Here is a 24,889-nt window from a genome sequence, read left to right on the forward strand (position 1 = left end):
TTTATCCGTATGGTCCATCAAGGTATAGGCTTGCCGGTCAACTGCGCGAACAGCTCCAGGCACTGCCGGGTCAGGCTTTTCCATGTATAGCGTTCCAGCACCAGCTGCCGCAAACGCTCGCCGCGCTGGGGCAGCGACGGCGCGGCATCCAGCAGGTCCTCCAGGCCCCGCGCCAGGGCGTCGGCGTTGGCCGCCACCACCCGGCCGGCACCGACCCGTTCCACGTCGTCGAAGCCGCACTGGTCGGTGAGCAGCGCCGGCGTCCCCACCAGCCCGGCCTCCAGCACCACCAGGGACATCACCTCATGACGCGAGGGGATCGCCAGCAGGTCGGCGGCCGCCAGCAGATCGAATTTCTCCCGTGCCTCCAGGTGCCCGGTGAAGCCGACGCTCGCCTCCAGCCCCAGGCGCTCCACCTGCTGGCGCAGCTCGGCGCCCTGCCCGGAATCCGGGCCCGCCAGCAGCAGGCGTGCCCGCGGGTGGCGGTTGCGCAGGGCGGCGAAGGCGTCCAGCAGCAGGTCCGGGCCCTTGATAGGGCTCAATCGGCCGAGAAAAAGCAACAGCGGTTCGTCGCCCAGCCCGTAGCGCTCCCGCGCCCGACGGGGCTGCGGCGCGTCCGCCAGTTCATCGTCGACGCCGTTGGGCACCAGCACGATACGGTCATCGGGCACGCCGTAGACGTGGAATTGCTCCCGCTCCTGCTCGGTGGTGGTGATGCAGCAGGCGGCACGGCGCACCAGCCGGCGACCGACCAGGCGGTTGTAGAGCTGCTTGATCCGCGCCGAGCGACCGAAGATCCGCAGGGAGCCGGCCGGGCAGTAGACGTAGGGTTTGCCCTGGAGCATCGCCAGGGTGCCGGCGAGGGCGCCGAGCCAGCTCCAGTGCCCGGTAATCTGCACCACGTCGGCACGGCGCACCAGGGCGGCGACCCGCCACGGGGCGACCCGGGGCAGGAAGAAGCGCCGGCTGAGGCTCGGCACCAGCAGGGTCTCGATGCCCTGCAACTCGGTACGACGCCGCTCGCCGAGGCCGACGTCGGTGGCGAACAGCATGCAATGGGCGCCGGCCCGGTGCAGCGCCCGGGCCATCTGGAAGGTGCGTTCGGCGGTGCCGCCGCCCTGGGACGGGTCGATGGCGTCGCAGACGAACAGGATGTTCATGCCCGCACCTCCGCGTCCCGGTACCACTCGCCGTAGGCGCGCACGGCGGCGGCGAAGTCGCGCTCGCCGACGAAGCCCCGCGCCGCCAGCTTGGCGGCGTCGAAATGCAGGTACGGGTCACTCTGGGAACGGCCCCGCAGGCGCAGCGCCAGGCTCAGCAGGGCGCCTGGCAGGTACGCCGAGGCGGCGCGATCGCCCACCCCGAGGGCATCGCCCAGCAGGGCGTCCACCGCCTGGTAGTGGTTGGCCGGGTGGCGGTCGGCGCTGATGAGGTAGGTCTCGCCGTCCAGGGGTTCGGGGCTGAAGGCGAGGAACAGCAAGGCGTCCACCACGTCCTCCACCGGCACCAGGTGCATGCGCCGGCGGCCATGCAGGAAGCGCAGTGCCTGGCGGCGCCAGGCCGGCGCCTGGGTCAGGGTCGCGGCCAGCGTGCGCAGGTTCAGCGAGCCCGGGCCGAAGACCGCGGTGGGCCGCAGCATGGCGTAGTCCAGGCGGCCATCCAGGGCAGCGCGGAGCGCCTCTTCCACCGCCAGCTTGCTGCGTTCGTAGGGGTTGGCGGGGTCGCAGGGGGTGCGCTCGTTGACACGCCGCTGGGTGGTCCGGCCCACCACGGTGGCAGTGCTGACGTGCAACACCCGGCCGATGCCGGCGGCGAGGCAGGCCTCGGCGAGGCCGGTGGCGAGCCGCCGGTGGGTGTCGAGGTCGGGGGTATCGGCCGGCCAGGCCAGGTTGATCAGCAGATCGGAACCGGCGAGGAAGCCGTCCAGGCCCGCCCCGTCCGCCAGGTCGCCCTGGATCACTTCGCAACCGGCGGGAAAGCGGTGCCCGGGCTGGCGGGTCAGAACCCGCACCCGGCAATCGTCGCGGCCGGCCAGGCGTGCCAGCAGGTGGGAGCCGATGAAACCGCTGGCCCCGGCGATGCTCAAGGTGCTGGGCCGCGGAAGCGGCTGCTTCAGGTTATGCATCCGTTGCATCGATGAAGACATGGGCATCAACCGGCAGAGGGCGTCTGGGGTGGCCTCCTCGCTACGGTGGCGAGTGGCCGGAATCGATTGGTTCAGGGGGCGAATGATGCAGGAAGTTTCCACTTCGAGCACCCGCTTTCGCATGCACCGGGCCGCGGCGGGCGTTCATCGGGAATGATGGCAAGCGTCAGGCTACATGGTATGTTGCTGCGGCTTTTTTCCGGCACCGGCTTCGCCGCCCCCGCGGCCCCGATTCAACCCCTTCGCACCCAGCACAGGCGAGTACAGGACGTGACCACCTTTCAACCGCAGCAAGGCTCTCTCGATTCGCCGGAACTGGACCTCTTCGAAGTCATCCGTCGCCTGATCCGGCAGTGGCGCTTCATCGCCCTGGTGACCGTCGTCTGCCTCGCCATCGCCACCGCCGTCGCCTTCCTCACCCGGCCGGTGTACGAGGCCCGCGCTTCGATCCTGCCGCCGCTGTCGCCGGACGTCAGCGCGCTGAACGTGGGCAACGCCCGGGCCAGCCTGCCGATGTGGAATACCGAGAGCGTCTACCAGCTGTTCATGCAGGCGCTGTTCGGTGCCTCGCTGCGCTACCAGTTCTTCGAAGACACCTACCTGCCCTACCTGGACGAATCCGACCGCCAGCGTCCGCGCGACCAGCTGTGGAAGGACTTCAACCGCCACTTCGCCGTAGAAGCCCCGGACAAGCTCCGGCCCTTCGTGCTGGAAGTCAGCGCCGAACTGGACGACCCGCAGGTAGCCGCGGACTGGGTGAACGGCTACATCGCCCGCGCCCAGCAGCTGACCCTCAAGCGCATCGACCGCACCATCCGCTCCGACGTGGACCTGCGCCTGACCGACATCAACCGCACCATCGGCGTGATCGAGGCCACCGCGAAGAAGCGCAAGGCCGACCGCATCGCCGTGCTGAAGGAAGCGCTGACGGTGGCCGAGGCCGTCGGCCTGGAAGACCCCAAGACCAACATTTCCCGTACCGCCGCCGGGGCCGAGCTGTCCAACTACCTGGACGGCAACCTGACCTACATGCGCGGCGCCAAGGCCATCCGCAACGAAATCGCCGTGCTGGAGGCCCGGACCTCCGAAGAGCCGTTCATCGGCGAACTGCGCAACCTGGAAGAGCAGACCGAGTTCCTCAACGGCATCGCCATCGACATGAAGCGGGTCATCCCGGCCTTCGTCGACCAGAGCGCCCTGGTGCCGGAAACCCCGATCAAGCCGCGCAAGGGCCTGATCATCGGCAGCGGCCTGGTACTCGGCCTGCTGCTGGGTTGCTTGCTGGCCCTGCTGCGAACCGCCTACATCTGGCAGGACCTGCGCGCCGCCCGCGCCTGAGCCCTCGGCAACGTCTCGCGGGGACACGGCATGCCCACCACCGAACGGCCCCTGGTCAGCCTGGTCACGCCGACCTATAACCAGGCGCAATACCTGCGGCATACGCTGCAAAGCGTGCTCGACCAGGACTACCCGAACGTCGAGTACATCGTCATCAACGATGGCTCGACGGACGACACCGAAGCCCTGCTGATAAGCTACGGCGAGGCGGTCCGCTGGCGCACCCAGGCCAACCGCGGCCAGTCGGCGACCCTCAACGCCGGCTGGGACATGGCCCGGGGCAAGTACCTGGGTTACCTCAGCTCCGACGACCTGCTCTACCCCAGCGCCATTCGCCGCATCGTCGAACTGCTGGAAGCGCGTCCCGACTGCGTGTGCGCCTACCCGGACTCGGAGCTGATCGACCAGAACGGCGCCGTGATCAAGCGCGCCGTCTGCCGCCCGTTCGACCTGGCCGAGCTGGTGGTGCGCCAGGAGTGCTACATCGGCCCGGGCGCGCTGTTCCGCGCCGACGCCTACCGCCGGGTCGGCGGCTGGAAACCGCACCTGAAGCTGGCCCCCGACCGGGAATTCTGGATGCGCCTGGCCGGGGAAGGTGACATCGCCTACCTGGACGAGGTGCTCGCCGGCTACCGCCTGCACCGGGACGCGATCTCCTACCGCAGCGTCTCCGAGGAAGTCTCCCGGGAGTACGTCAGCGTGCTGGACGACTACTTCGCCCGCGACCCGGCTCCCGAGCTGCTGGCGCGGCGTGACGAGGCCTACGGCTTCGCCCACTTCCTGCTGGCGCGCAACGCCCTGCGCGACGGTCGCCTGCGCCGCGGCCTGACGCTCTACCGCGAGGCCCAGCGCCTGCATCCGCCGCTGGCCCATCCCCGCTACCTGCTGCAGCTCACCCGCAACACCGTGAGCAAGCCCATCCGCGCCGCCCTGAGCGGCCTGAGGAACGCCATCGGCCATGCACGCTGACAAATACTATGTGCTGAAGTGGCTGTTCCCCCTGCTCTTCTTCCAGATCTACCTGAGCCTGAGCGTCGCCCTGTTCTACGGCGGCCCCTGGCCGTGGCCGGTGGACGATCCGGACCGCCTGCTGCTGTACCTGCTGGTGGCCCAGTTGAGCATCCTCGGCGGCTACCTGGCCGGCGGCCTGGTCAGGCGGCCGGGCAACCAGCCCCTGGACGAGCGCAAGGCGCGGCGGTTCTTCGATGTCTGCCTGGTGCTCAGCCTGCTGATGATGATCCCCACGTCCCTGACCCGCTCCGGCAATGCCTTGCCGGACGTGCTTTACGGGCTGCAGAACGCCGGCAAGGCCTACAACGAGAACTTCCAGCGTCTGCTGGAAGGCAACCCCTACGTCAGCGCCGAGTACGTGCGCATCCTGCTGTCGATGCTGCTCACCTCCACCTTCCCGCTGCTGATCTACCTGTGGGGCCAGCTGAGCTGGCTGCGGCGCAGCCTGGGCATCGTGGTGGCGCTGTTCAACGTTGCGCTGTACATCGCCATCGGCACCAACAAGGGCATCGCCGACACCTTCATCACCCTGCCCTTCCTGCTGCTGGTGGCGAACTGGTCCGGCGGCATCAAGTTCCGCCTGATGCGCATCCGCTACCTGCTGCTGTTCTGCCTGGCCTTCGCGCTGTTCCTGACGTTCTTCGCCATGGGCCAGAAGGAACGCGCGGGCAACGTCGGCGAGGCCGGCTACCTGCCCACCGGCGAGACCCTGCTGTTCACCGACCGGCAATACGGCACCTACGCCCAGTGGATGCCCAAGGGCGTGATGATCGTCTACGAATCCCTGGCCCGCTACCTGGGCCAGGGCTACTACGCGCTGTCCATGAGCTTCGACCTGGACTCGCCGTCCACCTACGGCCTCGGCCACTCGATGTTCCTCTCGCGCAACGCCGACACGCTGCTGGGCACCGATTACTTCACCAGCAACTCGTTGCCTTCGGTGCTGGAGAAGGAGCGCAAGTGGAGCATGATGGCGCTGTGGCACTCGCTGTACACCTGGCTGGCCTCGGACCTGGGCCACTGGGGGGTGATGGGCGCCATGTTCGCCTTCGCCTTCCTGCTCTCGGTGAGCTGGCGCCGCGCCCTGGATCGCCAGGGTGTGGTCTGGGTGACCATGCTCTACATGATGGTGATCCTGTTCTACTACACCCCGGCCAACAACCAGCTGTTCCAGGTGGGCGAGACCTCTGCGGCCTTCACCCTGGCCGTGCTGTGGCTGATCTTCTCCGGCGACCGCCTGTTCCTGCGCCGGCCATCATGACCGGAGCGACCGCTCCCGCAGGTGGCGCAGCAGCCGCCGCAGGCGGTGCAGCGGTCGACCCAGCAGGCCGTGGAGCAGCAGCCGCAGGTTCTGCCGGCGGGTGAACCAGGCGGGCCAGGCCCGCGAGGCCGTCGCCAGGCAGCCCAGCGCCCGCCCCCAACGCCCCGCCCCCAGGTGCAGACGCGCCATCAGCACGTTGCCGTTAGCCAGGGCCAGGTGGCGCCGGCGACGGATCGCCTCGGGAATGTCGTCGCGACGGAAATACCCGTCCAGCACATAGGCGTACTCGCCGCTGCGCGCCTCGTCGGACACGGCGAAGGTTTGAGACTGTTCGTGCACACGGAAGCTGGCCAGGGGCTCGGCACAGTGCACCACCTCGCCGCACAGGCCGACCCGCAGGAGGAATTCCCAGTCGGGAATCTGCCGCAGGTGCGGGTCCCAGCCGCCGATGCGCGGCAGCAGCTCGCGGCGGAACAACGCTCCGGGGCCCACCGGGCAGGCGCCCTCCAGCACCACTTCGGCGTAGACGAAGGGCGGCGCGTCCACCTTGCGCAGGCGCACGCCCTCGGCATCGAACAGCCAGAAGTCGGGGTAGACCATGACCCCCTGGGGCCGCGCCTGCAGGGCCGCCACCAGCCGCGCGATGGCCTGGGGTTCCAGGGTGTCGTCGGCACTCAGGTAGCCCAGCAGCTCGCCCTCGGCGAGGGACCAGCCCTGGTTGAGGGTGGCGGCCTGGCCGCGATTGGCCTGGCGCAGCAGGCGGCAACGGTCGGCGTAGGGCTGCAGCACGTCCCAGGTGGCGTCGGTGGAACCGTCGTCGATGACGATCACTTCCAGGTCCGGGTAGGCCTGGGCCAGCAGCGAATCCAGGGTCTCGGCGACGTAGGCGGCGCCGTTGTACACCGGCACCACCAGGCTCACGCGAGGCGCGCTCACAGCAGCGCCCTCAGGGCCTGCAACGGACGGGCGAGGAAGCCCGCCGAGGCGTGGGTCCAAAGGCCCAGGCGCTGGCGGACCCGCCACCACATCGCCAGGCTCTGGGCGGTGAGCCCCAGGGCCGAGGCCCAGGCCACGCCCATGGCGCCATGCTCGCGCACCCAGTACAGGCCCAGGCCGATCATCAGCAGCCCCGCCAGCAGGGTGATCCACATCATGTCCTGCTGGCGTCCGGTCATCATCAGGGTGTAGCCGGCCGAGCCGCAGAGCACGTTGGCCAACTGGCCGGCGGCGAGAATCAGCAGCAGCGGCAGCGCCTCGCCGTAGCCGGGACCGAAGAACAGCTGCAGCAGCCAGCCGCCGGCGACCCCGAAGAACGCCACCGCCAGCAGCGCCGGCAGGGCCGCCAGGGCCGCCGAGGCCCGCAGCAGGCGCTGCAGGGCAGGGAAATCGCCGAGGGCGTGGCGCTCGCTGATCATCGGGATCAGCGCCGCGTTGAGCACCAGCAGCGGCAGGGTCAGCAGCTGGGTGATGCGCACCGCCGCGCCGTAGAGGGCGACCTGGGCGCTGTCACCCTGGCTGTTGAGAATCCACAGGTCCGCCTGCACCAGCACCACCAGCATCAGGTTGGTGATCCACAACGGCCAGGCGATGGCCGCCAGCCGGCGCCAATCGCGCCGCGGTGCGCCGGGCAGGCGCCGGGCGGAACGCCACAGCACGGCGGCGGCCAGGGCTACGCCGGCCAGGGTCGCCGAGGCCACCAGGGCCACCGCCAGGGGCAGGTCGAGGGGCGTCGACAGGCGCGCCAGGGACAGCGCACTCAAGGCCAACAGGCTGGCGCAGGCGCCACCGAACAGCGACGCCAGGAGAATCTGCTGCAGGCCGCGGAACAGCTCGGCGAACAGCGCCTGGCCGGCCAACGCCACGGTCCACACCACCAGCAGGAAGGTCAGCAGCGGGCCCGGCGCAATGCCCGCATAGCGCTGCAACAGCCCCTGGCCCACCGGCGAAAACAGCGCCAGGGCGAACACCAGCCCAGCCGCGCCGACCGTGCCCAGGGCCGCCAGCATGGTGCCCTTGGCCGCGCCGGGCTCCTTGAGCGCCTGGGCTTCGGCGATCAGCCGCACCACGGCGAAATTCATCCCGCAGCAGATCACCACCGAGCCGATGGAGGACAGGCTGAGAAGGATGAAGTATTGGCCGGTCTCGGCCTGGGTCAGCAGGCGCGCCAGCAGGGCGGTCAGCAGCAGGCCGGAGAGGGCCGACAACAAACGGAAGGACAGCGACCAGAGGCTGTTCCTGATCAGGCCGGTGCTCATGGGAAGGAAGGCGTGGAGACGCTGAAGGGACGCATGCGCATCGTGGCTCTGGAAAGTCCTGGCGCCGGGGTGAGCAGGAACGATCCGTTCCACCCGCCGCGACCCATTCGCGGCCTCGATTGGCGACGCCGAAGGGTAGCCCAGCCAGGCGCCAGACGGAATGGGCAAACGCCATCGACACACGGAAAAGCGTCCGCCGACCACCCCTCCAGACGCCTCGGACACCCCTCGACACCGGACCGCCCCGGCCATGCGGGGCGATCCGGCATCGGCCTCACTCCACGGTGACCGACTTCGCCAGGTTGCGCGGCTGGTCGACGTCGGTGCCGCGCAGCACGGCCACGTGGTAGGACAGCAGCTGCAGCGGCACGGTGTAGAGGATCGGCGCCAGCACGTCGTCGATGTGGGGCATGGCCACCACTTGGGTCCCCTCGCCGTTCTCGATGTCCGCCTCGCGGTCGGCGAAGACGATCAGCTCGCCGCCCCGGGCGCGGACTTCCTGCAGGTTGGACTTGAGCTTCTCCACCAGTTCGTTGTTGGGCGCTACGGTGATCACCGGCATGTCGGCGTCCACCAGGGCCAGGGGGCCGTGCTTGAGCTCGCCGGCCGGGTAGGCCTCGGCATGGATGTAGGAGATTTCCTTGAGCTTGAGCGCCCCTTCCATGGCCACCGGGTACTGGGTGCCGCGGCCGAGGAACAGGCTGTGGTGCTTGTCGGCGAAGAATTCCGCGACCTTCTCGATAGTCTTGTCCATGGCCAGGGCCTCGCCCAGGCGCGAGGGCAGCCGCCGCAGCTCATCCACCAGGCGCGCTTCCAGGCCGTCGGCCAAAGTACCATGGACCCGCCCCAGGGCCAGGGTCAGCAGCAGCAGGGAAACCAGCTGGGTGGTGAAGGCCTTGGTGGAGGCCACGCCGATCTCTGGGCCGGCCTGGGTCAGCAGGGTCAGGTCGGACTCGCGCACCAGGGAACTGGTGCCGACGTTGCAGATGGCCAGGCTGCTCAGGTAGGCATGGCCGCTGCCCTGGCGGGCCTTGGCGTTGCGCAGGGCGGCCAGGGTGTCCGCGGTCTCGCCGGACTGGGAAATGCTGACGAACAGGGTGTCGGCCGGCACTACCACCTGGCGGTAGCGGAATTCGCTGGCCACCTCCACCTGGCAGGGGATGCCCGCCAGCCCTTCCAGCCAGTAGCGGGCCACCAGGCCGGCATGGTAGCTGGTGCCGCAGGCGACGATCTGCACGTTGCGCACCCGGGCGAACAGCTCGGCGGCCTGGGGCCCGAAGGCCTGGGCCAGGACGTGGTCGCTGCCCAGGCGGCCTTCCAGGGTGCGCTGCACCACCTTGGGCTGCTCGTGGATTTCTTTGAGCATGAAGTGCCGGTACTCGCCCTTGTCGGCCGCCTCGGCGCCCTCGTGGTACTGCACCACCTCGCGGGTCACCGGCGCGCCGGCGGCGTCCCACACCTGCACGCGATCCCGCTGGATTTCCGCGACGTCGCCTTCTTCCAGGTACATGAAACGATCGGTCACCTGGCGCAGGGCCATCTGGTCGGAGGCGATGAAGTTCTCGCCGATGCCCAGGCCCACCACCAGGGGGCTGCCGCTGCGAGTCGCCAGCAGGCGATCCGGTTGATGCCGGCTGACCACCGCCAGCCCGTAGGCGCCGTGCAGCTCGGCGACCGCCGACTTCAGCGCGGCAGTGAGGTCGCCCAGTTCCTTCAGCTTGTGGTGGATCAGGTGCACCACCACCTCGGTGTCGGTATCGGAGGTGAAGGTGTAGCCCAGCCCGCGCAGGCGCTCCCGCAACGGGGCGTGGTTCTCGATGATGCCGTTGTGCACCAGCGCCAGGTCGTCACCGGAGAAGTGCGGGTGGGCGTTGCGCTCGCACGGCGCGCCATGGGTCGCCCAGCGGGTGTGGGCGATGCCGACCCGGCCGCTCAGCGGTTCCTCGGCCAGGGCCTGCTCCAGCCCGCTCACCTTGCCCGGCCGGCGGTGCCGGCGTAGCGCACCGTGCGCATCGATCAGGGCCAGGCCGGCGCTGTCGTAGCCGCGGTACTCCAGGCGCTTGAGGCCTTCCACCAGGATGGCGGCGATGTTGCGTTCGGCGACCGCTCCCACAATTCCACACATGTCGATTCACTCCTGTCGGTGCCCGTCGGGGCGCTGTCGGTTCAAAGGGCGGCGCAGACCAGCTGCACGCCGCGGGCCTGGATCTGCTCGCGCGCCACGGGGTCGAGGCGCTCGTCGGTGATCAGGCGATGGATGCTGCTCCAGGGCAGCTCCAGGTTGGGGATCTTGCGACCCAGCTTGTCACTCTCGGCCAGCACGGTGACTTCCCGGGCGACGTCCGCCATCACCCGGGACAGCCCCAGCAGTTCGTTGAAGGTCGTGGTGCCGCGCGCCAGGTCGATGCCGTCGGCGCCGATGAACAGCTGGTCGAAGTCGTAGGAGCGCAGCACCAGCTCGGCCACCTGGCCCTGGAAGGATTCCGAATGGGGGTCCCAGGTGCCGCCGGTCATCAGCAGCACCGGTTCGTGCTCTAGCTCCCGCAGGGCAGTGGCGACGTTGAGGGAATTGGTCATCACCACCAGCCCAGGCTTGTGCCCCAGCTCGGGGATCATGGCCGCGGTGGTGCTGCCGCTGTCGATGATGATTCGCGCGTGCTCGCGGATGCAGGCCACGGCGGTGCGGGCGATGGCCTGCTTGTAGGGGGAAACCGGCTGTGCCGGCTCGGTGATCAGTTCCTGGGGGACCGGCACCGCGCCCCCGTAGCGGCGCAGCAGCAGGCCGTTCTTCTCCAAGGCGGCGAGGTCCTTGCGAATCGTCACTTCCGACGTGGAAAACGCCTTGGCCAGGGCATCGACGCTCACCTCGCCTTCCGCCTCCAGACGGGCGACGATGGCATGGCGGCGCTGCGGCGTGTTTCGCTTCGTCATCTTTAAGTTTCGATTCGAAAGTTAATGGCGCGAATCAAAACCTAAAACTTTCAAGGCGTCAAGCGTGCCCCGGCGAGTGGCCAAGGCGCTCCAGTACGAAGCCCACCCGCTCTGCCACGGGGGCACGGGGCAGTTCAACCAGGCGGTAGCCCAGTTCCCGGTACACCGTTTCCAGCGCGGCGCAGGTGGCCTGGGCCAGGGCGAGATCCTGGCGACGCTCTTCGTCCTGGTGGAAGATGGCCGGCCAGGGCGGCGCGACGAACACCTCGCGGGCATAGACGGGACGGGCGCAGCGGGCGTATAGCGCGGGCGGATGTCGACACCCGAGACCCGCAGGTAGCCGATGATGTCCGGAGTACCGCGGTCGGCGAAGACCGGAGCCGGGTGTGAACGCGCCGCCGCGTGGGCCGCCAGGTCGGCTTCCAGCATGCGCTCGGCGAAGGCCAGCGGGTCGATCCAGGGCAGCGCCCGGCCGCCGGCATCGCGCTCCTCGCGGATGATCCGCCGGCCGGCTTCATCCAGGCAGGCGAAGCCCCGCTGCCGCAGAGCTTCGATCAGGGTGGTCTTGCCGGACCCGGGCCCGCCGGTGACGACGTGGATAGGCGAGCCGGCCACGGCCGGTCTCAGCGCTTGCGGGGGCGCTGCCAGCCCTCGATGTTACGCTGCTTGCCTCGGCCCACCGCCAGGGCACCCGCCGGTACATCGGCGGTGACGGTGGAGCCGGCACCAGTGGTGGCGCCGGCCCCCAGATTCAGGGGCGCCACCAACGCGCTGTTGGAGCCGACGAAGACATCCTCGCCCATCACCGTGCGGTGCTTGTTGGCACCGTCATAGTTGCAGGTGATGGTGCCGGCGCCGATGTTGCTGCGGGCGCCCACATCGGCGTCCCCCAGGTAGCTCAGGTGGCCGGCTTTGGCACCCTCGCCGAGGCGGGCGTTCTTCAGCTCGACGAAGTTGCCCACGTGGGCACGCGCGCCTAGCACGGTACCCGGGCGCAAGCGGGCGAACGGCCCGCAGTCGGCCCCTTCGCCCAGCTCCACCCCCTCCAGGTGGCTGTTGGCCTTGACCACGGCACCACGGCGCAGGGTGCTGTCGCGGATCACGCAGTTGGGGCCGATCTGCACGTCGTCCTCGATCAGCACCGACCCTTCGAGGATCACATTGATGTCGATGGTCACGTCGCGCCCCACGCTCGCCTCGCCGCGCAGGTCGAAACGCGCAGGGTCGCGCAGGGTGACGCCCTGGGCCATCAGCCGCGCCGCCGCGCGGCGTTGGTAGTGGCGCTCCAGCTCGGCCAGCTGCAGGCGGTCGTTGGCGCCCTGCACTTCCATGGCGTCCAGGGGCTGCTCGGTGGCGATCCCCAGGCCGTCGGCCACCGCCAGGGCGATCACGTCGGTCAGGTAGTACTCGCCCTGGGCGTTGCGGTTGGAGACGCGGCCCAGCCAGTCCGCCAGCCGCGCGCCGGGTACCGCGAGGATGCCGGTGTTGCCTTCGTGGATCGCCCGCTGCTCGGGAGTGGCGTCCTTGTGCTCGACGATGGCGGTCACCGCGCCCCGGGTGTCGCGCAGGATGCGGCCGTAGCCGGTGGGGTCGGCCAGGTCCACGGTGAGCAGCGCCAGGCGGTCCGGCGCCACGTGTTCCAGCAGGCGGCGCAGGGTGTCCGCCTCGATCAGCGGCACGTCCCCGTAGAGAATCAGCACCCGCTCCGCGCTCAGGGCCGGCAGTGCCTGGGCCACCGCGTGGCCGGTGCCCAGTTGCTCGGCCTGCAGGACGAAGCTCAGGTCGTCGGCCGCCAGGGTCTCGCGTACCCGCTCCGCACCGTGCCCCACCACCACCTGGATGCTGCGCGGCTCGAGGCGGCGGGCGGTGTCGATGACGTGGCCGAGCATCGAGCGGCCGGCCACCGGATGCAGGACTTTCGGCAGGGCGGAACGCATGCGAGTGCCTTGGCCGGCGGCGAGGATGACGATATCGAGGGACATGCTGGGTACCGGGGTGCGAAGGGAATCGGAAGCCGGACGGCGCGCCGGAAAGCCGGTGGCGGGCGCGGGGGCCCGGCGGAGCGGAAAAGAAAAAGGGTAGCCAAGGCTACCCTTTTACTCGACACCGATGAAGTGCGCGGGGATCAGCCGCCGAACTTCTTGCGGATCTGCTGCACGGTGCGCAGCTGCGCCGCGGCTTCGGCCAGACGCGCCGAGGCGGCGGAGTAGTCGAACTCCGCGCCCTTGTCGTTCAGCGCCTTCTCGGCAGCCTTGAGCGACTCCTGGGCCGCGGCTTCGTCCAGGTCGTCCGCCCGCAGGACGGTGTCGGCCAGGACCTTCACCATGCTCGGCTGGACTTCCAGGAAGCCACCGGAGATGTAGTACACCTCGGTTTCGCCGCCCTGCTTGACCAGGCGGATCGGGCCCGGCTTCAGATCGGTGATCAGCGGGGCGTGTCCCGGCGCGATACCGATGTCGCCGAGGTTGCCGTGCGCAATCACCATCTCCACCAGACCGGAGAAGATCTCCGCTTCGGCGCTGACGATATCGCAATGGACAGTAATAGCCATACGCTAGCCTCACATGACAGGTCCGACGGGCGCCGATGCGAAATGCGCACCTTCGACCGTCGAGCCTGACGCGCCCGTCACCGGGCGCTCGGGGGGTTACAGTTTCTTCGCTTTCTCGATGGCTTCATCGATGCCGCCGACCATGTAGAACGCCTGCTCCGGCAGGTGATCGTAGTCGCCGTTGAGGATGCCCTTGAAGCCCGCGATGGTGTCCTTGAGGGACACGTACTTGCCCGGCGAACCGGTGAAGACTTCGGCCACGAAGAACGGCTGGGACAGGAAGCGCTGGATCTTCCGCGCGCGGGACACCAGCTGCTTGTCGGACTCGGACAGTTCGTCCATGCCGAGGATCGCGATGATGTCCTTGAGCTCCTTGTAGCGCTGCAGCACGTACTGCACGCCACGGGCGGTCTCGTAGTGCTCGGTGCCGATCACGTTCGGATCCAGCTGGCGGGAGGTCGAGTCCAGCGGGTCCACGGCCGGGTAGATACCCAGCGAGGCGATGTCGCGGGACAGTACGACGGTGGCGTCCAGGTGGGCGAAGGTGGTCGCCGGCGACGGGTCGGTCAGGTCGTCCGCGGGCACGTAGACGGCCTGGATCGAGGTGATCGAGCCGGTCTTGGTGGAGGTGATGCGCTCTTGCAGAACACCCATCTCTTCGGCCAGGGTCGGCTGGTAGCCCACCGCGGACGGCATACGACCCAGCAGCGCGGACACTTCGGTACCAGCCAGGGTGTAGCGGTAGATGTTGTCCACGAACAGCAGCACGTCGCGGCCTTCGTCACGGAACTTCTCGGCCATGGTCAGGCCAGTCAGGGCGACGCGCAGGCGGTTGCCCGGCGGCTCATTCATCTGGCCGTAGACCAGGGCCACTTTGTCGAGAACGTTGGAGTCCTTCATCTCGTGGTAGAAGTCGTTCCCTTCACGGGTACGCTCGCCCACGCCGGCGAACACGGAGTAACCGCTGTGCTCGATGGCGATGTTGCGGATCAACTCCATCATGTTCACGGTCTTGCCCACGCCGGCACCGCCGAACAGGCCGACCTTGCCGCCCTTGGCGAACGGGCAGACCAGGTCGATCACCTTGATGCCGGTTTCCAGCAACTCGTTGCCACCCGCCTGGTCGGCGTAGGACGGCGCGGCGCGGTGGATTTCCCACTGCTCTTCCTCGCCGATGGGGCCGGCTTCGTCGATGGGGTTGCCCAGCACGTCCATGATCCGGCCCAGGGTTGCCTTGCCCACGGGTACGGAGATGGCCTTGCCGGTGTTGGTCACGTCGAGGCCGCGCTTGAGGCCCTCGGTGGAACCCATGGCGATGGAACGCACCACGCCGTCGCCCAGCTGCTGCTGGACTTCCAGGGTGGTTTCGGCGCCTTGCACCTGCAGGGCGTCGTAGACTTTCGGCACCTGATCACGCGGGAATTCCACGTCGATAACGGCGCCGATGATTTGAACGATACGTCCGCTACTCATTTCTGGTTCCTCTGAATATTTGAACCGTTCTTAAACCGCGGCAGCGCCGCCGACGATTTCCGAAATTTCCTGGGTGATCGCAGCCTGACGGGCCTTGTTGTAGATCAGCTGGAGGTCGCTGATCAGTTCGCCGGCGTTGTCGGTGGCGTTCTTCATCGCGATCATCCGCGCGGCCTGTTCGGCGGCGTTGTTCTCGACGACCGCCTGGTACACCTGCGACTCCACGTAGCGCACCATCAGGCCGTCGAGCAGCTCCTTGGCGTCGGGTTCGTAGAGGTAGTCCCAGTGATGCTTGAGTTCCTGATCCGGATCGGCCACCAGGGGCACCAGCTGCTCGACGGTGGGCTTCTGGGTCATGGTGTTGATGAACTTGTTGGATACCACGGACAGGCGATCGATACGGCCCTCCAGGTAGGCATCCAGCATCACCTTGACGCTGCCGATCAGGTCGTTGATCGAGGGCTCCTCGCCCAGGTGGCTGATCGCCGCGACCACGTTGCCGCCGAAGCTGCGGAAGAACGCCGCGCCCTTGCTGCCGATCGCGCAGAGATCGATTTCCACGCCGCGCTCGCGGTCGGCCGCCATCTCGCGCACCAGGGCCTTGAACAGGTTGGTGTTCAGGCCGCCGCACAGGCCCCGGTCGCTGCTCACCACGATGTAGCCGACGCGCTTGACTTCACGCTCGATCATGAACGGGTGGCGGTACTCGGGGTTGGCGTTGGCGAGATGACCGATCACCTGGCGGATGCGCTCCGCGTAGGGACGGCTGGCAGCCATGCGCATCTGAGCCTTGCGCATCTTGCTGACCGCCACCTTCTCCATGGCGCTGGTGATCTTTTGCGTGCTTTTGATGCTCGCAATCTTGCTGCGAATCTCTTTTGCGCCTGCCATTTGACACCTATCGCGTTAGCAGGCGGGAGCCGGGCGGCTCCCGCTGCGGCTTACCAGGTTTGGGTGGCCTTGAACTTCTCGATGCCGGTCTTGAGACCCGCGTCGATTTCGTCGTTGAAATCACCCTTCTCGTTGATCTTCGCCAGCAGGGCGGCGTGATCACGGTTGAAGTAGGCGATCAGGGCCTGCTCGAAAGCACCCACCTTGTTCACCTCGATGTCCTGCAGGAAGCCACGCTCGGCGGCATACAGGGACAGCGACATGTCGGCGATGGACATCGGCGCGTACTGCTTCTGCTTCATCAGCTCGGTGACGCGCTGACCATGCTCCAGCTGCTTGCGGGTGGCTTCGTCCAGGTCAGAGGCGAACTGGGCGAAGGCCGCCAGTTCACGGTACTGGGCCAGGGCGGTACGGATGCCACCGGACAGCTTCTTGATGATCTTGGTCTGGGCGGCGCCGCCGACGCGGGATACCGAGATACCGGCGTTGACCGCCGGACGGATGCCCGAGTTGAACATGGCCGATTCCAGGAAGATCTGGCCGTCGGTGATGGAGATCACGTTGGTCGGAACGAACGCGGACACGTCGCCGGCCTGGGTCTCGATGATCGGCAGGGCGGTCAGGGAACCGGTCTTGCCGGTCACGGCGCCATTGGTGAACTTCTCGACGTATTCCTCGGATACGCGGGAGGCGCGCTCCAGCAGGCGGCTGTGGAGATAGAACACGTCGCCCGGGTAGGCTTCGCGGCCTGGCGGACGGCGCAGCAGCAGGGAGATCTGGCGGTAGGCCACGGCCTGCTTGGACAGGTCGTCGTACACGATCAGGGCGTCTTCACCGCGGTCGCGGAAGTATTCGCCCATGGTGCAGCCGGCGTACGGCGCGATGAACTGCAGCGCAGCGGATTCGGACGCGGAAGCGGCTACCACGATGGTGTTGGCCAGGGCGCCGTTCTCTTCCAGCTTGCGCACCACGTTGGCGATGGTCGACTGCTTCTGACCGATGGCCACGTAGACGCAGCGGATGCCGCTGTTCTTCTGGTTGATGATGGCGTCGATGGCCAGGGCGGTCTTGCCGATCTGGCGGTCGCCGATGATCAGCTCGCGCTGGCCACGGCCGACCGGGATCATGGCGTCGACGGACTTGTAGCCGGTCTGCACCGGCTGGTCCACCGACTTACGCCAGATCACGCCGGGCGCCACTTTTTCCACCGCGTCGGAGCCGCTGGCGTTCAGCGGGCCCTTGCCGTCGATCGGGTTGCCCAGAGCATCCACCACGCGGCCCAGCAGTTCCGGACCGACCGGGACTTCGAGGATGCGGCCGGTGCACTTGGCGCTCATGCCCTCGGCGAGGGACAGGTAGTTGCCCAGTACCACGGCACCCACGGAGTCCTGCTCCAGGTTGAGTGCCATGCCGTAGACGCCGCCAGGGAATTCGATCATCTCGCCGTACATCGCGTCGGCCAGGCCGTAGATGCGGACGATACCGTCGGAAACGCTGACGATGGTGCCTTCGTTGCGGGCTTGGGAAGAGACGTCGAGTTTCTCGATGCGCCCCTTGATGATTTCGCTAATTTCGGAAGGATTGAGTTGCTGCATTGCTCTGCTGCCCCTTCAAACTCAGGATTTCAACGCTTCGGCCAGTTTCGCGAGCTTGCCGCGAACCGAGCCATCGATAACCAGGTCGCCGGCGCGGATGACCACTCCTCCCATCAGGGAGGCGTCTTCCACGGCGTGCAGACGCACTTCTCGGCCGAGCCGTGCGCTGAGAACCTTGGCGAGTTTGTCTTGCTGTTCTTGGCTCAATGCGAAAGCACTGGTGACATCCACATCCACCGACTTCTCCTGCTCGGCCTTGTACAGCTCGAACTGGGCGGCGATCTCCGGCAACAGGGCCAGGCGGCCGTTTTCGGCGATGACGCGGATGAAATTCCGTACGTGTTCACTGAGCTTGTCGCCGCACACCTCGACAAAGGCGGCGGCTTTACTGTCGCTCGTCAGACGCGGGGCCTTGAGCACGCGCTGGAAGGTGTCGTCCTGCGACACCGCCGCAGCCAGGCCCAGCTCGGCTGACCAGGCGGCCAGCTGCTGATGGGCCTGGGCGTACTCGAAGGCAGCCTTGGCGTAAGGTCGGGCCAGCGTGGTCAGTTCTGCCATGATCGCCCTCGCTTAGATTTCGGCGGCCAGTTTTTCGACCAGCTCCGCATGCGCGCTACGATCGATAGAGGCACCCAGGATCTTCTCGGCACCGCTCACCGCCAGGGTGCCCAGCTGGGCACGCAGCGCGTCCTTGACGCCGTTCAGTTCCTGCTCGATCTCGGCCTGGGCCTGAGCCTTCACACGGTCGGCTTCGACACGGGCCTGATCGCGGGCTTCGTCGACGATCTGGGTCGCGCGCTTCTTGGCTTGCTCGATGAGTTCAGCTGCCTGGGCCTTGGCTTCGCGCAGTTGCTGGCTCACTTTTTCATGAGCCAGCTCCAGGTCACGAGCCGCGCGGCTGGCAGCGTCCAGGCCCTCTGCGATCTTCTTCTGACGTTCGCGCAAAGCCGTGATGACCGGAGGCCACACGAACTTCATGCAGAACAGCACGAAGATGAAGAACGCAACGGACTGGCCGATCAGGGTTGCATTAATGTTCACGCCACACCTCGTTCGTTCGTTGTCCGTCCCACCGTTCGAATCCTACGGATTCGAGCGATCAGCCTGCGACCTGGCCGAGGAACGGGTTGGCGAAGGTGAAGAACAGGGCGATACCGACACCGATCATGGTCACGGCGTCCAGCAGACCGGCGACGATGAACATTTTCACTTGCAGCATGGGAACCAGTTCCGGCTGACGCGCGGCGCCTTCCAGGAATTTGCCGCCCAGCAGGCCGAAACCAATGGCGGTACCCAGGGCACCCAGGCCAATCAGCAGAGCAACGGCGATCGCGGTCAAGCCAACTACAGTTTCCATTTTTCCTCCCGACTTTTATGTCGTATTGGTTAGGTTGTTGAAGCGGTAAAGCGGATTCGAGGAGTACCGGGCCCTTGCGGGCATCCCCCATCAAGCGGCGCGAACGCCCCTTAATGGTTGTCTTCGTGCGCCATCGACAGATAAACGATGGTCAGCATCATGAAGATGAACGCCTGGAGCACGATGATCAGGATGTGGAACACCGCCCAGGCCCATTGCAGGGCCACGCCCAGGGCGCCCAGGAGCAGACCGCCGCCGAACATGATGGCGATGAGGATGAAGATCAGCTCGCCGGCGTAGAGGTTGCCGAACAGACGCAGGGCCAGGGAAATCGGCTTGGCGATCAGGGTGACCAACTCCAGCAGCAGGTTCACCGGGATCAACACGATCTGCACGAGGATGTTCTTGCTGGAGAACGGGTGCAGGGCCAGTTCGCCGAGGAAGCCGCCGATACCCTTGACCTTGATGCTGTAGAAGAGGATCAGGGCAAACACCGAGAGGGCCAGGCCCAGGGTGGCGTTCGGGTCGGTGGTGGGCACCACGCGGGAGAACACGTGGGGGTCGCCGGTGACCAGGGCGATCAGCTTCGGCAGCCAGTCCACCGGCAGCAGGTCCATGAAGTTCATCAGGAAGACCCAGACGAAGATGGTCAGGGCCAGGGGCGCGATGAGGGCGTTACGGCCGTGGAAGGTGTCCTTGACGCTGCCGTCGACGAACTCGACCATCACCTCGACCAGGTTCTGCAGGGCACCCGGGCGGTCGCTGGTGGCGCGGCGCGCGGCGGCGCGGAACAGCAGGATGAACAGTACGCCGAGGATCACCGACACGCCCAGGGTGTCCACGTGGAACGCCCAGAAGCCCATCTGCTTGGCTTCCAGGGCGTTGTGCGCGAAGCCCCATTCGCCGGAGGCCAGGCGCCCGTAGGTCAGGTTCGTCAGGTGGTGCTGGATGTAGCCCGAAGCGGATTCTGCTGCCATGGTTGCCTCAAACGCCCTAAGGTCTCGAAAGTCTTGTTCTCACCAGCAGGGGAGCGAACCCGTTGACCAGTTGGGCCAGGACGAAGACGCCGAATACCGCCAGCGCCTCCAGGGGCTTCACGCCTGCGAACGTCAGCGCGAAGAGCGCCGCCGTCAGAATCAGTTTTCCCGCCTCGCCGGCATAGAACGACCGGACGATGGCTTGCGCTGCCCGCGCACCACCGAAGCGGAACGCCTTGTGGGCGAAGTACAGGTTCGGCAACCAGGCGATCAGCCCGCCGCACAGACCGGAGTACCCGGCGACCGGACCGCACCATAGCCACAGCCCCAGGGCCGCGAGCAGGCCGGCGGCCAGCTGTGCCATGAGCACCGGGAAGACCGGGAGGCGATGGAAGGGCATGGGAGTGCGGGTTTCCATTGCGGGGTCTCGAATGCGTTTTCCGGGCCGGCCGTCCAAATCAATGACTTGGCATACTTTGTGCCGACAAAATGCGCGCAGAGTATAGGGGGCGTTCCCCCCCTGTTCAACTGCCCGGTAGTCTTTTCCGACTGCCCGCTACAAGAGCCTTATCGCCAAATGTTTCAGCGGATGTGGGCCAGCACACCTTGCAGTTCATCGAGGGAGTTGTAGCGGATCACCAACTGCCCCTTGCCCTGGCGACCGTGCTTGATCTGCACCGGAGAGCCCAGCCGCTCTGCCAGGCGCTGTTCCAGCCGGCCGATGTCCGGGTCCGGCGCGCGCTCCTCGGCCGCCTTGGGCTTGCCACTCAGCCACTGGCGCACCAGGGCTTCGGTCTGACGCACGGTGAGGCCGCGTGCGACAACGTGTCGCGCCCCTTCCACCTGCCGTTCCGGCGGCAGACCGAGCAGCGCACGGGCGTGTCCCATCTCCAGGTCGCCGTGGGAGAGGAGCGTCTTGATCTCCTCCGGCAGGGCGATCAGGCGCAGCAGGTTGGTGATGGTCACCCGGGACTTGCCGACCGCCTCCGCCACCTGTTGCTGGGTGAGCTGGAATTCCTGCTGCAGGCGCTGCAGGGCCACCGCCTCTTCGATGGGGCTGAGGTCCTCGCGCTGGATGTTCTCGATCAGCGCCATGGCGATAGCCGCTTCGTCCGGCACTTCCCGCACCAGGGCGGGAATGCGCTCGAGGCCGGCCTGCTGGCTGGCGCGCCAGCGCCGTTCGCCGGCGATGATCTCGTAGCGGCCGCCGCCCACCGGGCGCACCACGATGGGCTGCATCACGCCCTGGGCCTTGATGGACTGGGCCAGTTCCTCGAGGGCGGCCGCGTCCATGTCGCGGCGCGGCTGGTACTTGCCACGCTGGACCAGATCCAGGGGCAGGTGCTGCAGTTCACGGACGTCGGCCTGGACGGCCTGCTCCTGGAGCTCGGTGACGCTGCTTCCCCCCAGCAGGGCGTCCAGGCCACGACCCAGACCTCGTTTCTTGGCGGCCATCGGGCTTCCTTATGCGTGTGCGGTGCGGGCGGCGCTGCGCTGGCGGCGGGACAGTTCGCCGGCCAGGGCCAGGTAGGCGAGCGCGCCGCGGGATTGCTTGTCGTAGACCAGCGCCGGCATGCCGAAGCTCGGCGCCTCGGCGAGGCGGACGTTGCGCGGGATGACGGTGTCGTACAGCTTGTCGCCGAAATGGGCCTTGAGCTGGTCGGACACGTCGTTGGTCAGGCTGCTGCGCGGGTCGTACATGGTGCGCAACAGGCCCTCGATCTTCAGCGAGGGGTTGAGCAGCTTGCCGATGCGCTGGATCGAGTTGACCAGGTCGGTCAGCCCCTCCAGGGCGTAGTACTCGCACTGCATCGGGATGATCACCCCGTCGGCCGCCACCAGGGCGTTGACCGTCAGCATGGACAGCGACGGCGGGCAGTCGATGAGGATGTAGTCGTAGTTCTCGCGGACCGGCGCGAGGGCCTCGCGCAGGCGGTTCTCCTTGGCCGGCATCTCCAGCAGCGCGACTTCCGCCGCGGTGAGGTCGCGGTTGGCCGGCAGCAGCTGGTAGCCGCCGTGCTCGGAGAACTGCATGGCGTCCACCAGGCTGCATTCGCCGATCAGCACGTCGTAGATGGAGTAGTCCAGGGCCAGTTTGTCCACGCCGCTGCCGGTGGTGGCGTTGCCCTGGGGGTCCAGGTCGATCAGCAGCACGCGGCGCTTGGTGGCGACCAGGGACGCGGCGAGGTTGATGCAGGTGGTGGTCTTGGCGACACCGCCCTTCTGGTTGGCGATGGCGAATACTCTAGCCATGGTCGGCGTCTTTCCCGGTCATAGGGTGCGGCGCAGTATCAGCAGATGACGTTGGCCTTGGCAACCCGGCACCGCCAGGGCGTGCTGCGCCTCCAGGCGGAAGTCCGCGGGCAGCGCCTGCAGCTCGTCGGCGGGGGCCTGGCCCTTCATCGCCAGCCAGCGGGTCGCGCCATCGCCCAGGTGGCGGGTCCAGGTGGCGAAGTCCTTCAGGGAACTGAACGCCCGGGAGACGATGCCCGTGAATGGCCGTTCGGGACGAAACTCCTCCACCCGGCCGTGGACAACCTCCAGGTTGTCCAGCTTCAGCTCCAGCTTCACCTGGGTGAGGAAGCGGGTCTTCTTGCCGTTGGAATCCAGCAGGGTGAAGCGCCGCTCGGGGAACAGGATCGCCAGGGGAATGCCCGGCATGCCGCCGCCGCTGCCAACGTCGAGCCAGGTGTAGCCCCCCGCCTCGACGAAGGGCACCACGCTGAGGCTGTCCAGCAGGTGCCGCGAGACCATCTCGTCGGGGTCGCGCACGGCGGTCAGGTTGTAGGCCTTGTTCCACTTGATCAGCAGGGCCAGGTAGGCCAGCAGCCGGTCCTGGCGCGTGGCATCCAGCTCGACGCCCAGTTGGCGGGCGCCCTGGCGGAGTTCCTCGACGTGCGGCGCGGTGACCATCAGGCGCTCTGCTCCAGCTGGCGACCGGCGCCGCGCTTCTTCAGGTGGATCAGCAGCAGGGAGATGGCCGCCGGGGTGACGCCGGGGATGCGCGAGGCCTGGCCGAGGGTCTGGGGCCGGCCCTGGCCGAGCTTGTGCTGGATTTCCTTGGACAGCCCGGAGATGGCCTGGTAGTCCAGGTCGTCCGGCAGGCGCGTGTCCTCGCTGGCCCGCAAGCGGGCGATCTCGTCCTGCTGGCGGTCGATGTAGCCGGCGTACTTGGTGCGGATCTCCACCTGCTCGGCCACCTGGGCATCCGGCTCGCCGCCGCCGGTCACGGCCACCAGCGACGCGTAGTCCACCTCGGGCCGGCTCAGCAGGCTCAGCAGGCTGTACTCGTGGGCCAGGGGCGTGCCGAAGCGCTCGGCCACCGCCTCGCCCTCGGGGGTACCCGGGCGCACCCAGGTGCTCTTCAGGCGTTGCTCTTCCCGCGCGATGCCGTCGCGCTTGGTGCAGAACGCCGCCCAGCGGGCCTCGTCCACCAGGCCCAGCTCGCGGCCTCTCTCGGTGAGGCGAAGGTCGGCGTTGTCTTCCCGCAGGATCAGCCGGTATTCGGCGCGGGAGGTGAACATGCGGTACGGCTCCTGGGTGCCCAGGGTGATCAGGTCGTCCACCAGCACGCCGATGTAGGCCTCGTCGCGCCGTGGGCACCAGGCCTCGCGGCCCTGGGCGCGCAGCCCGGCGTTGCAGCCGGCCAGCAGGCCCTGGGCGCCCGCTTCCTCGTAGCCGGTGGTGCCGTTGATCTGCCCGGCGAAGAACAGCCCGCCGATGACCTTGGTCTCCAGGCTGTACTTCAGGTCCCGCGGGTCGAAGTAGTCGTACTCGATGGCGTAGCCCGGCCGCACGATGTGGGCGTTCTCCATGCCGCGGATGCTGCGCACGATCTCCAGCTGCACGTCGAACGGCAGGGAAGTGGAGATACCGTTGGGGTACAGCTCGTGGGTGGTCAGGCCTTCGGGCTCGAGGAAGACCTGGTGGCTGTCCTTGTCGGCGAAACGGTGGATCTTGTCCTCGATGGACGGGCAGTAGCGCGGCCCCACCCCTTCGATGACGCCGGAGTACATCGGCGAGCGGTCCAGGTTGGAGGCGATGATCTCGTGGGTCCGCGCGTTGGTATGGGTGATCCAGCAACTGACCTGGGCCGGGTGCTGCTCGGCCGAGCCGAGGAACGACATCACCGGGATCGGGGTATCGCCCGGCTGTTCGGTCATCGCCGAGAAGTCCACCGAGCGGCCGTCGATGCGCGGTGGCGTACCGGTCTTCAGGCGTCCGACCCGCAGGGGCAACTCGCGCAGGCGGCGGGCCAAGGCAATGGACGGCGGGTCACCGGCACGGCCGCCGGAATAGTTCTCCAGGCCGATGTGGATAAGTCCGCCGAGGAAGGTGCCGGTGGTCAGCACCACGTTATCGGCGTGGAAGCGCAGCCCCATCTGGGTGACCACACCACGCACCTGGTCCTGCTCGACGATCAGGTCGTCGCAGGCCTGCTGGAATATCCACAGGTTCGGCTGGTTTTCCAGGGTGTGGCGGATGGCGGCCTTGTACAGCACCCGGTCGGCCTGGGCGCGCGTCGCCCGCACCGCAGGGCCCTTGCGGCTATTGAGCACGCGGAACTGGATGCCGCCCCGGTCGGTGGCCTCTGCCATGGCGCCGCCGAGGGCGTCGATTTCCTTCACCAGGTGACTCTTGCCGATCCCGCCGATGGCCGGGTTGCAGCTCATCTGGCCGAGGGTTTCCACGTTGTGGGTGAGCAGCAGCGTCCTGGCGCCCATTCGTGCCGCCGCCAGTGCGGCCTCGGTACCGGCATGACCGCCACCGATCACGATCACTTCGAAACGGGAAGGGAAATCCACCACGCACCTCGTGCCTGTTGAAGGAAGAATTCGGAAGGGCGGCAAGTATAGGGACTTCACTGCATCGAAAGAAGCCTTCTGCACAAAAAATAGCCAACTCGATGGATACGCAGCGCCCAAAAGTTCTTCACGCACATCGGAGGTAAGAGAAAGAAAAAGGAAGAGAGATTTCTTAAAGGCTTGTTTTTGTGATTAAGACTAGGGAAAAGCTTTTCTGTGGATAAGTACTTCCAGGCCTTGAGATACGCCGCCTCCAGCCCCGCATAACCCTGGTGGAAAACTGCGGACGAACTGCTCA

The 24,889-nt window shown here is 67.3% G+C and carries 23 protein-coding genes and 1 pseudogene; 3 read left to right on the forward strand and 21 right to left on the reverse strand.

Translation table 11 applies throughout. From position 1 onward, the window contains the following. Positions 1-17 precede the first annotated feature (17 nt). The gene (locus tag FM069_RS15320; RefSeq protein ID WP_143489241.1) at positions 18-1,160 is read right to left on the reverse strand and encodes a glycosyltransferase; all 1,143 of its coding nucleotides are present in this window, start codon (positions 1,158-1,160) and stop codon (positions 18-20) included. Then, positions 1,157-2,125: an NAD-dependent epimerase/dehydratase family protein gene (locus FM069_RS15325; protein ID WP_178106769.1), complete on the reverse strand. Its 969-nt coding sequence runs from the start codon at positions 2,123-2,125 to the stop codon at positions 1,157-1,159. The genes FM069_RS15320 and FM069_RS15325 overlap by 4 nt, the downstream gene beginning before the upstream one ends. Positions 2,126-2,416: 291 nt before the next feature. On the opposite strand from FM069_RS15325, the gene FM069_RS15330 reads away from it, so the two are divergent. Genes FM069_RS15330 through FM069_RS15340 form a run of 3 tightly spaced genes read left to right on the forward strand, consistent with a single transcriptional unit; the run spans position 2,417 to position 5,756 of the window. Further along, on the forward strand, positions 2,417-3,484 hold the full coding sequence (locus tag FM069_RS15330) for a Wzz/FepE/Etk N-terminal domain-containing protein (protein ID WP_178106770.1): 1,068 nt from the start codon (positions 2,417-2,419) through the stop codon (positions 3,482-3,484). 30 nt (positions 3,485-3,514) lie between these two features. Then, positions 3,515-4,453: a glycosyltransferase gene (locus FM069_RS15335; protein ID WP_143489244.1), complete on the forward strand. Its 939-nt coding sequence runs from the start codon at positions 3,515-3,517 to the stop codon at positions 4,451-4,453. After that, positions 4,443-5,756: a hypothetical protein gene (locus FM069_RS15340; protein ID WP_143489245.1), complete on the forward strand. Its 1,314-nt coding sequence runs from the start codon at positions 4,443-4,445 to the stop codon at positions 5,754-5,756. Before FM069_RS15335 ends, FM069_RS15340 begins: the two co-directional genes overlap by 11 nt. On the opposite strand, the gene FM069_RS15345 is transcribed toward FM069_RS15340, so the two are convergent. The 19 genes and pseudogenes from FM069_RS15345 to mnmG all read right to left on the reverse strand — a co-directional run bounded on the left by FM069_RS15345 (position 5,751) and on the right by mnmG (position 24,591). Next, complete coding sequence (locus tag FM069_RS15345; RefSeq protein WP_143489246.1) at positions 5,751-6,692, reverse strand: glycosyltransferase; 942 nt, start codon at positions 6,690-6,692, stop codon at positions 5,751-5,753. The two genes, FM069_RS15340 and FM069_RS15345, sit on opposite strands and share 6 nt — an antisense overlap. Then, a complete protein-coding gene (locus FM069_RS15350) occupies positions 6,689-8,011 on the reverse strand; it encodes a lipopolysaccharide biosynthesis protein (RefSeq protein WP_178106771.1) in 1,323 nt (440 codons plus the stop codon). Before FM069_RS15350 ends, FM069_RS15345 begins: the two co-directional genes overlap by 4 nt. A 274-nt stretch (positions 8,012-8,285) precedes the next feature. After that, positions 8,286-10,136, reverse strand: a complete 1,851-nt coding sequence (glmS, locus tag FM069_RS15355; protein WP_143489248.1) for a glutamine--fructose-6-phosphate transaminase (isomerizing) — start codon at positions 10,134-10,136, stop codon at positions 8,286-8,288. 41 nt (positions 10,137-10,177) lie between these two features. Beyond that, positions 10,178-10,942: a DeoR/GlpR family DNA-binding transcription regulator gene (locus tag FM069_RS15360; RefSeq protein ID WP_143489249.1), complete on the reverse strand. Its 765-nt coding sequence runs from the start codon at positions 10,940-10,942 to the stop codon at positions 10,178-10,180. Positions 10,943-11,000: 58 nt separating this feature from the next. Next, a pseudogene (locus FM069_RS22370) lies at positions 11,001-11,557 on the reverse strand (AAA family ATPase). Between the two features lie 8 nt (positions 11,558-11,565). Further along, positions 11,566-12,924, reverse strand: coding sequence for a bifunctional UDP-N-acetylglucosamine diphosphorylase/glucosamine-1-phosphate N-acetyltransferase GlmU (glmU, locus tag FM069_RS15370; RefSeq protein WP_143489250.1), 1,359 nt, complete (start codon positions 12,922-12,924; stop codon positions 11,566-11,568). A 143-nt stretch (positions 12,925-13,067) separates the two neighbouring features. Next, positions 13,068-13,493, reverse strand: a complete 426-nt coding sequence (locus FM069_RS15375) for a F0F1 ATP synthase subunit epsilon (protein ID WP_143489251.1) — start codon at positions 13,491-13,493, stop codon at positions 13,068-13,070. Between the two features lie 96 nt (positions 13,494-13,589). Next, positions 13,590-14,966 (reverse strand): F0F1 ATP synthase subunit beta, encoded by a 1,377-nt coding sequence (atpD, locus tag FM069_RS15380; protein WP_143489252.1) that lies wholly within the window; start codon positions 14,964-14,966, stop codon positions 13,590-13,592. A gap of 30 nt (positions 14,967-14,996) precedes the next feature. After that, complete coding sequence (gene atpG, locus FM069_RS15385; RefSeq protein ID WP_143489253.1) at positions 14,997-15,857, reverse strand: F0F1 ATP synthase subunit gamma; 861 nt, start codon at positions 15,855-15,857, stop codon at positions 14,997-14,999. A gap of 50 nt (positions 15,858-15,907) precedes the next feature. Beyond that, positions 15,908-17,452 carry a F0F1 ATP synthase subunit alpha gene (gene atpA, locus FM069_RS15390; protein ID WP_143489254.1) on the reverse strand — a complete coding sequence of 515 codons (1,545 nt, stop codon included), beginning with the start codon at positions 17,450-17,452 and terminating at the stop codon, positions 15,908-15,910. Between the two features lie 21 nt (positions 17,453-17,473). Continuing rightward, positions 17,474-18,010, reverse strand: a complete 537-nt coding sequence (locus FM069_RS15395; protein ID WP_143489255.1) for a F0F1 ATP synthase subunit delta — start codon at positions 18,008-18,010, stop codon at positions 17,474-17,476. 12 nt (positions 18,011-18,022) lie between these two features. Further along, positions 18,023-18,493 (reverse strand): F0F1 ATP synthase subunit B, encoded by a 471-nt coding sequence (locus tag FM069_RS15400; protein ID WP_143489256.1) that lies wholly within the window; start codon positions 18,491-18,493, stop codon positions 18,023-18,025. Between the two features lie 58 nt (positions 18,494-18,551). Continuing rightward, a complete protein-coding gene (atpE, locus tag FM069_RS15405; protein ID WP_143489257.1) occupies positions 18,552-18,809 on the reverse strand; it encodes a F0F1 ATP synthase subunit C in 258 nt (85 codons plus the stop codon). 110 nt (positions 18,810-18,919) lie between these two features. Further along, positions 18,920-19,786 carry a F0F1 ATP synthase subunit A gene (gene atpB / locus FM069_RS15410; RefSeq protein WP_143489258.1) on the reverse strand — a complete coding sequence of 289 codons (867 nt, stop codon included), beginning with the start codon at positions 19,784-19,786 and terminating at the stop codon, positions 18,920-18,922. 16 nt (positions 19,787-19,802) lie between these two features. Then, positions 19,803-20,204 (reverse strand): F0F1 ATP synthase subunit I, encoded by a 402-nt coding sequence (locus FM069_RS15415; RefSeq protein WP_143489259.1) that lies wholly within the window; start codon positions 20,202-20,204, stop codon positions 19,803-19,805. A 164-nt stretch (positions 20,205-20,368) separates the two neighbouring features. After that, entirely contained in the window at positions 20,369-21,241 is an 873-nt protein-coding gene (locus FM069_RS15420) for a ParB/RepB/Spo0J family partition protein (RefSeq protein ID WP_143489260.1), read from the reverse strand. Positions 21,242-21,250: 9 nt separating this feature from the next. Then, positions 21,251-22,039, reverse strand: coding sequence for a ParA family protein (locus tag FM069_RS15425; protein ID WP_143489261.1), 789 nt, complete (start codon positions 22,037-22,039; stop codon positions 21,251-21,253). 18 nt (positions 22,040-22,057) lie between these two features. Beyond that, positions 22,058-22,699: a 16S rRNA (guanine(527)-N(7))-methyltransferase RsmG gene (gene rsmG, locus FM069_RS15430; protein ID WP_143489262.1), complete on the reverse strand. Its 642-nt coding sequence runs from the start codon at positions 22,697-22,699 to the stop codon at positions 22,058-22,060. After that, a complete protein-coding gene (mnmG, locus tag FM069_RS15435) occupies positions 22,699-24,591 on the reverse strand; it encodes a tRNA uridine-5-carboxymethylaminomethyl(34) synthesis enzyme MnmG (RefSeq protein ID WP_143489263.1) in 1,893 nt (630 codons plus the stop codon). The genes rsmG and mnmG overlap by 1 nt, the downstream gene beginning before the upstream one ends. Positions 24,592-24,889: the final 298 nt, after the last annotated feature.

Origin of the sequence: Pseudomonas mangiferae, assembly GCF_007109405.1 — a bacterium.
GTDB classification, from domain to species: Bacteria; Pseudomonadota; Gammaproteobacteria; order Pseudomonadales; family Pseudomonadaceae; genus Pseudomonas_T; species Pseudomonas_T mangiferae.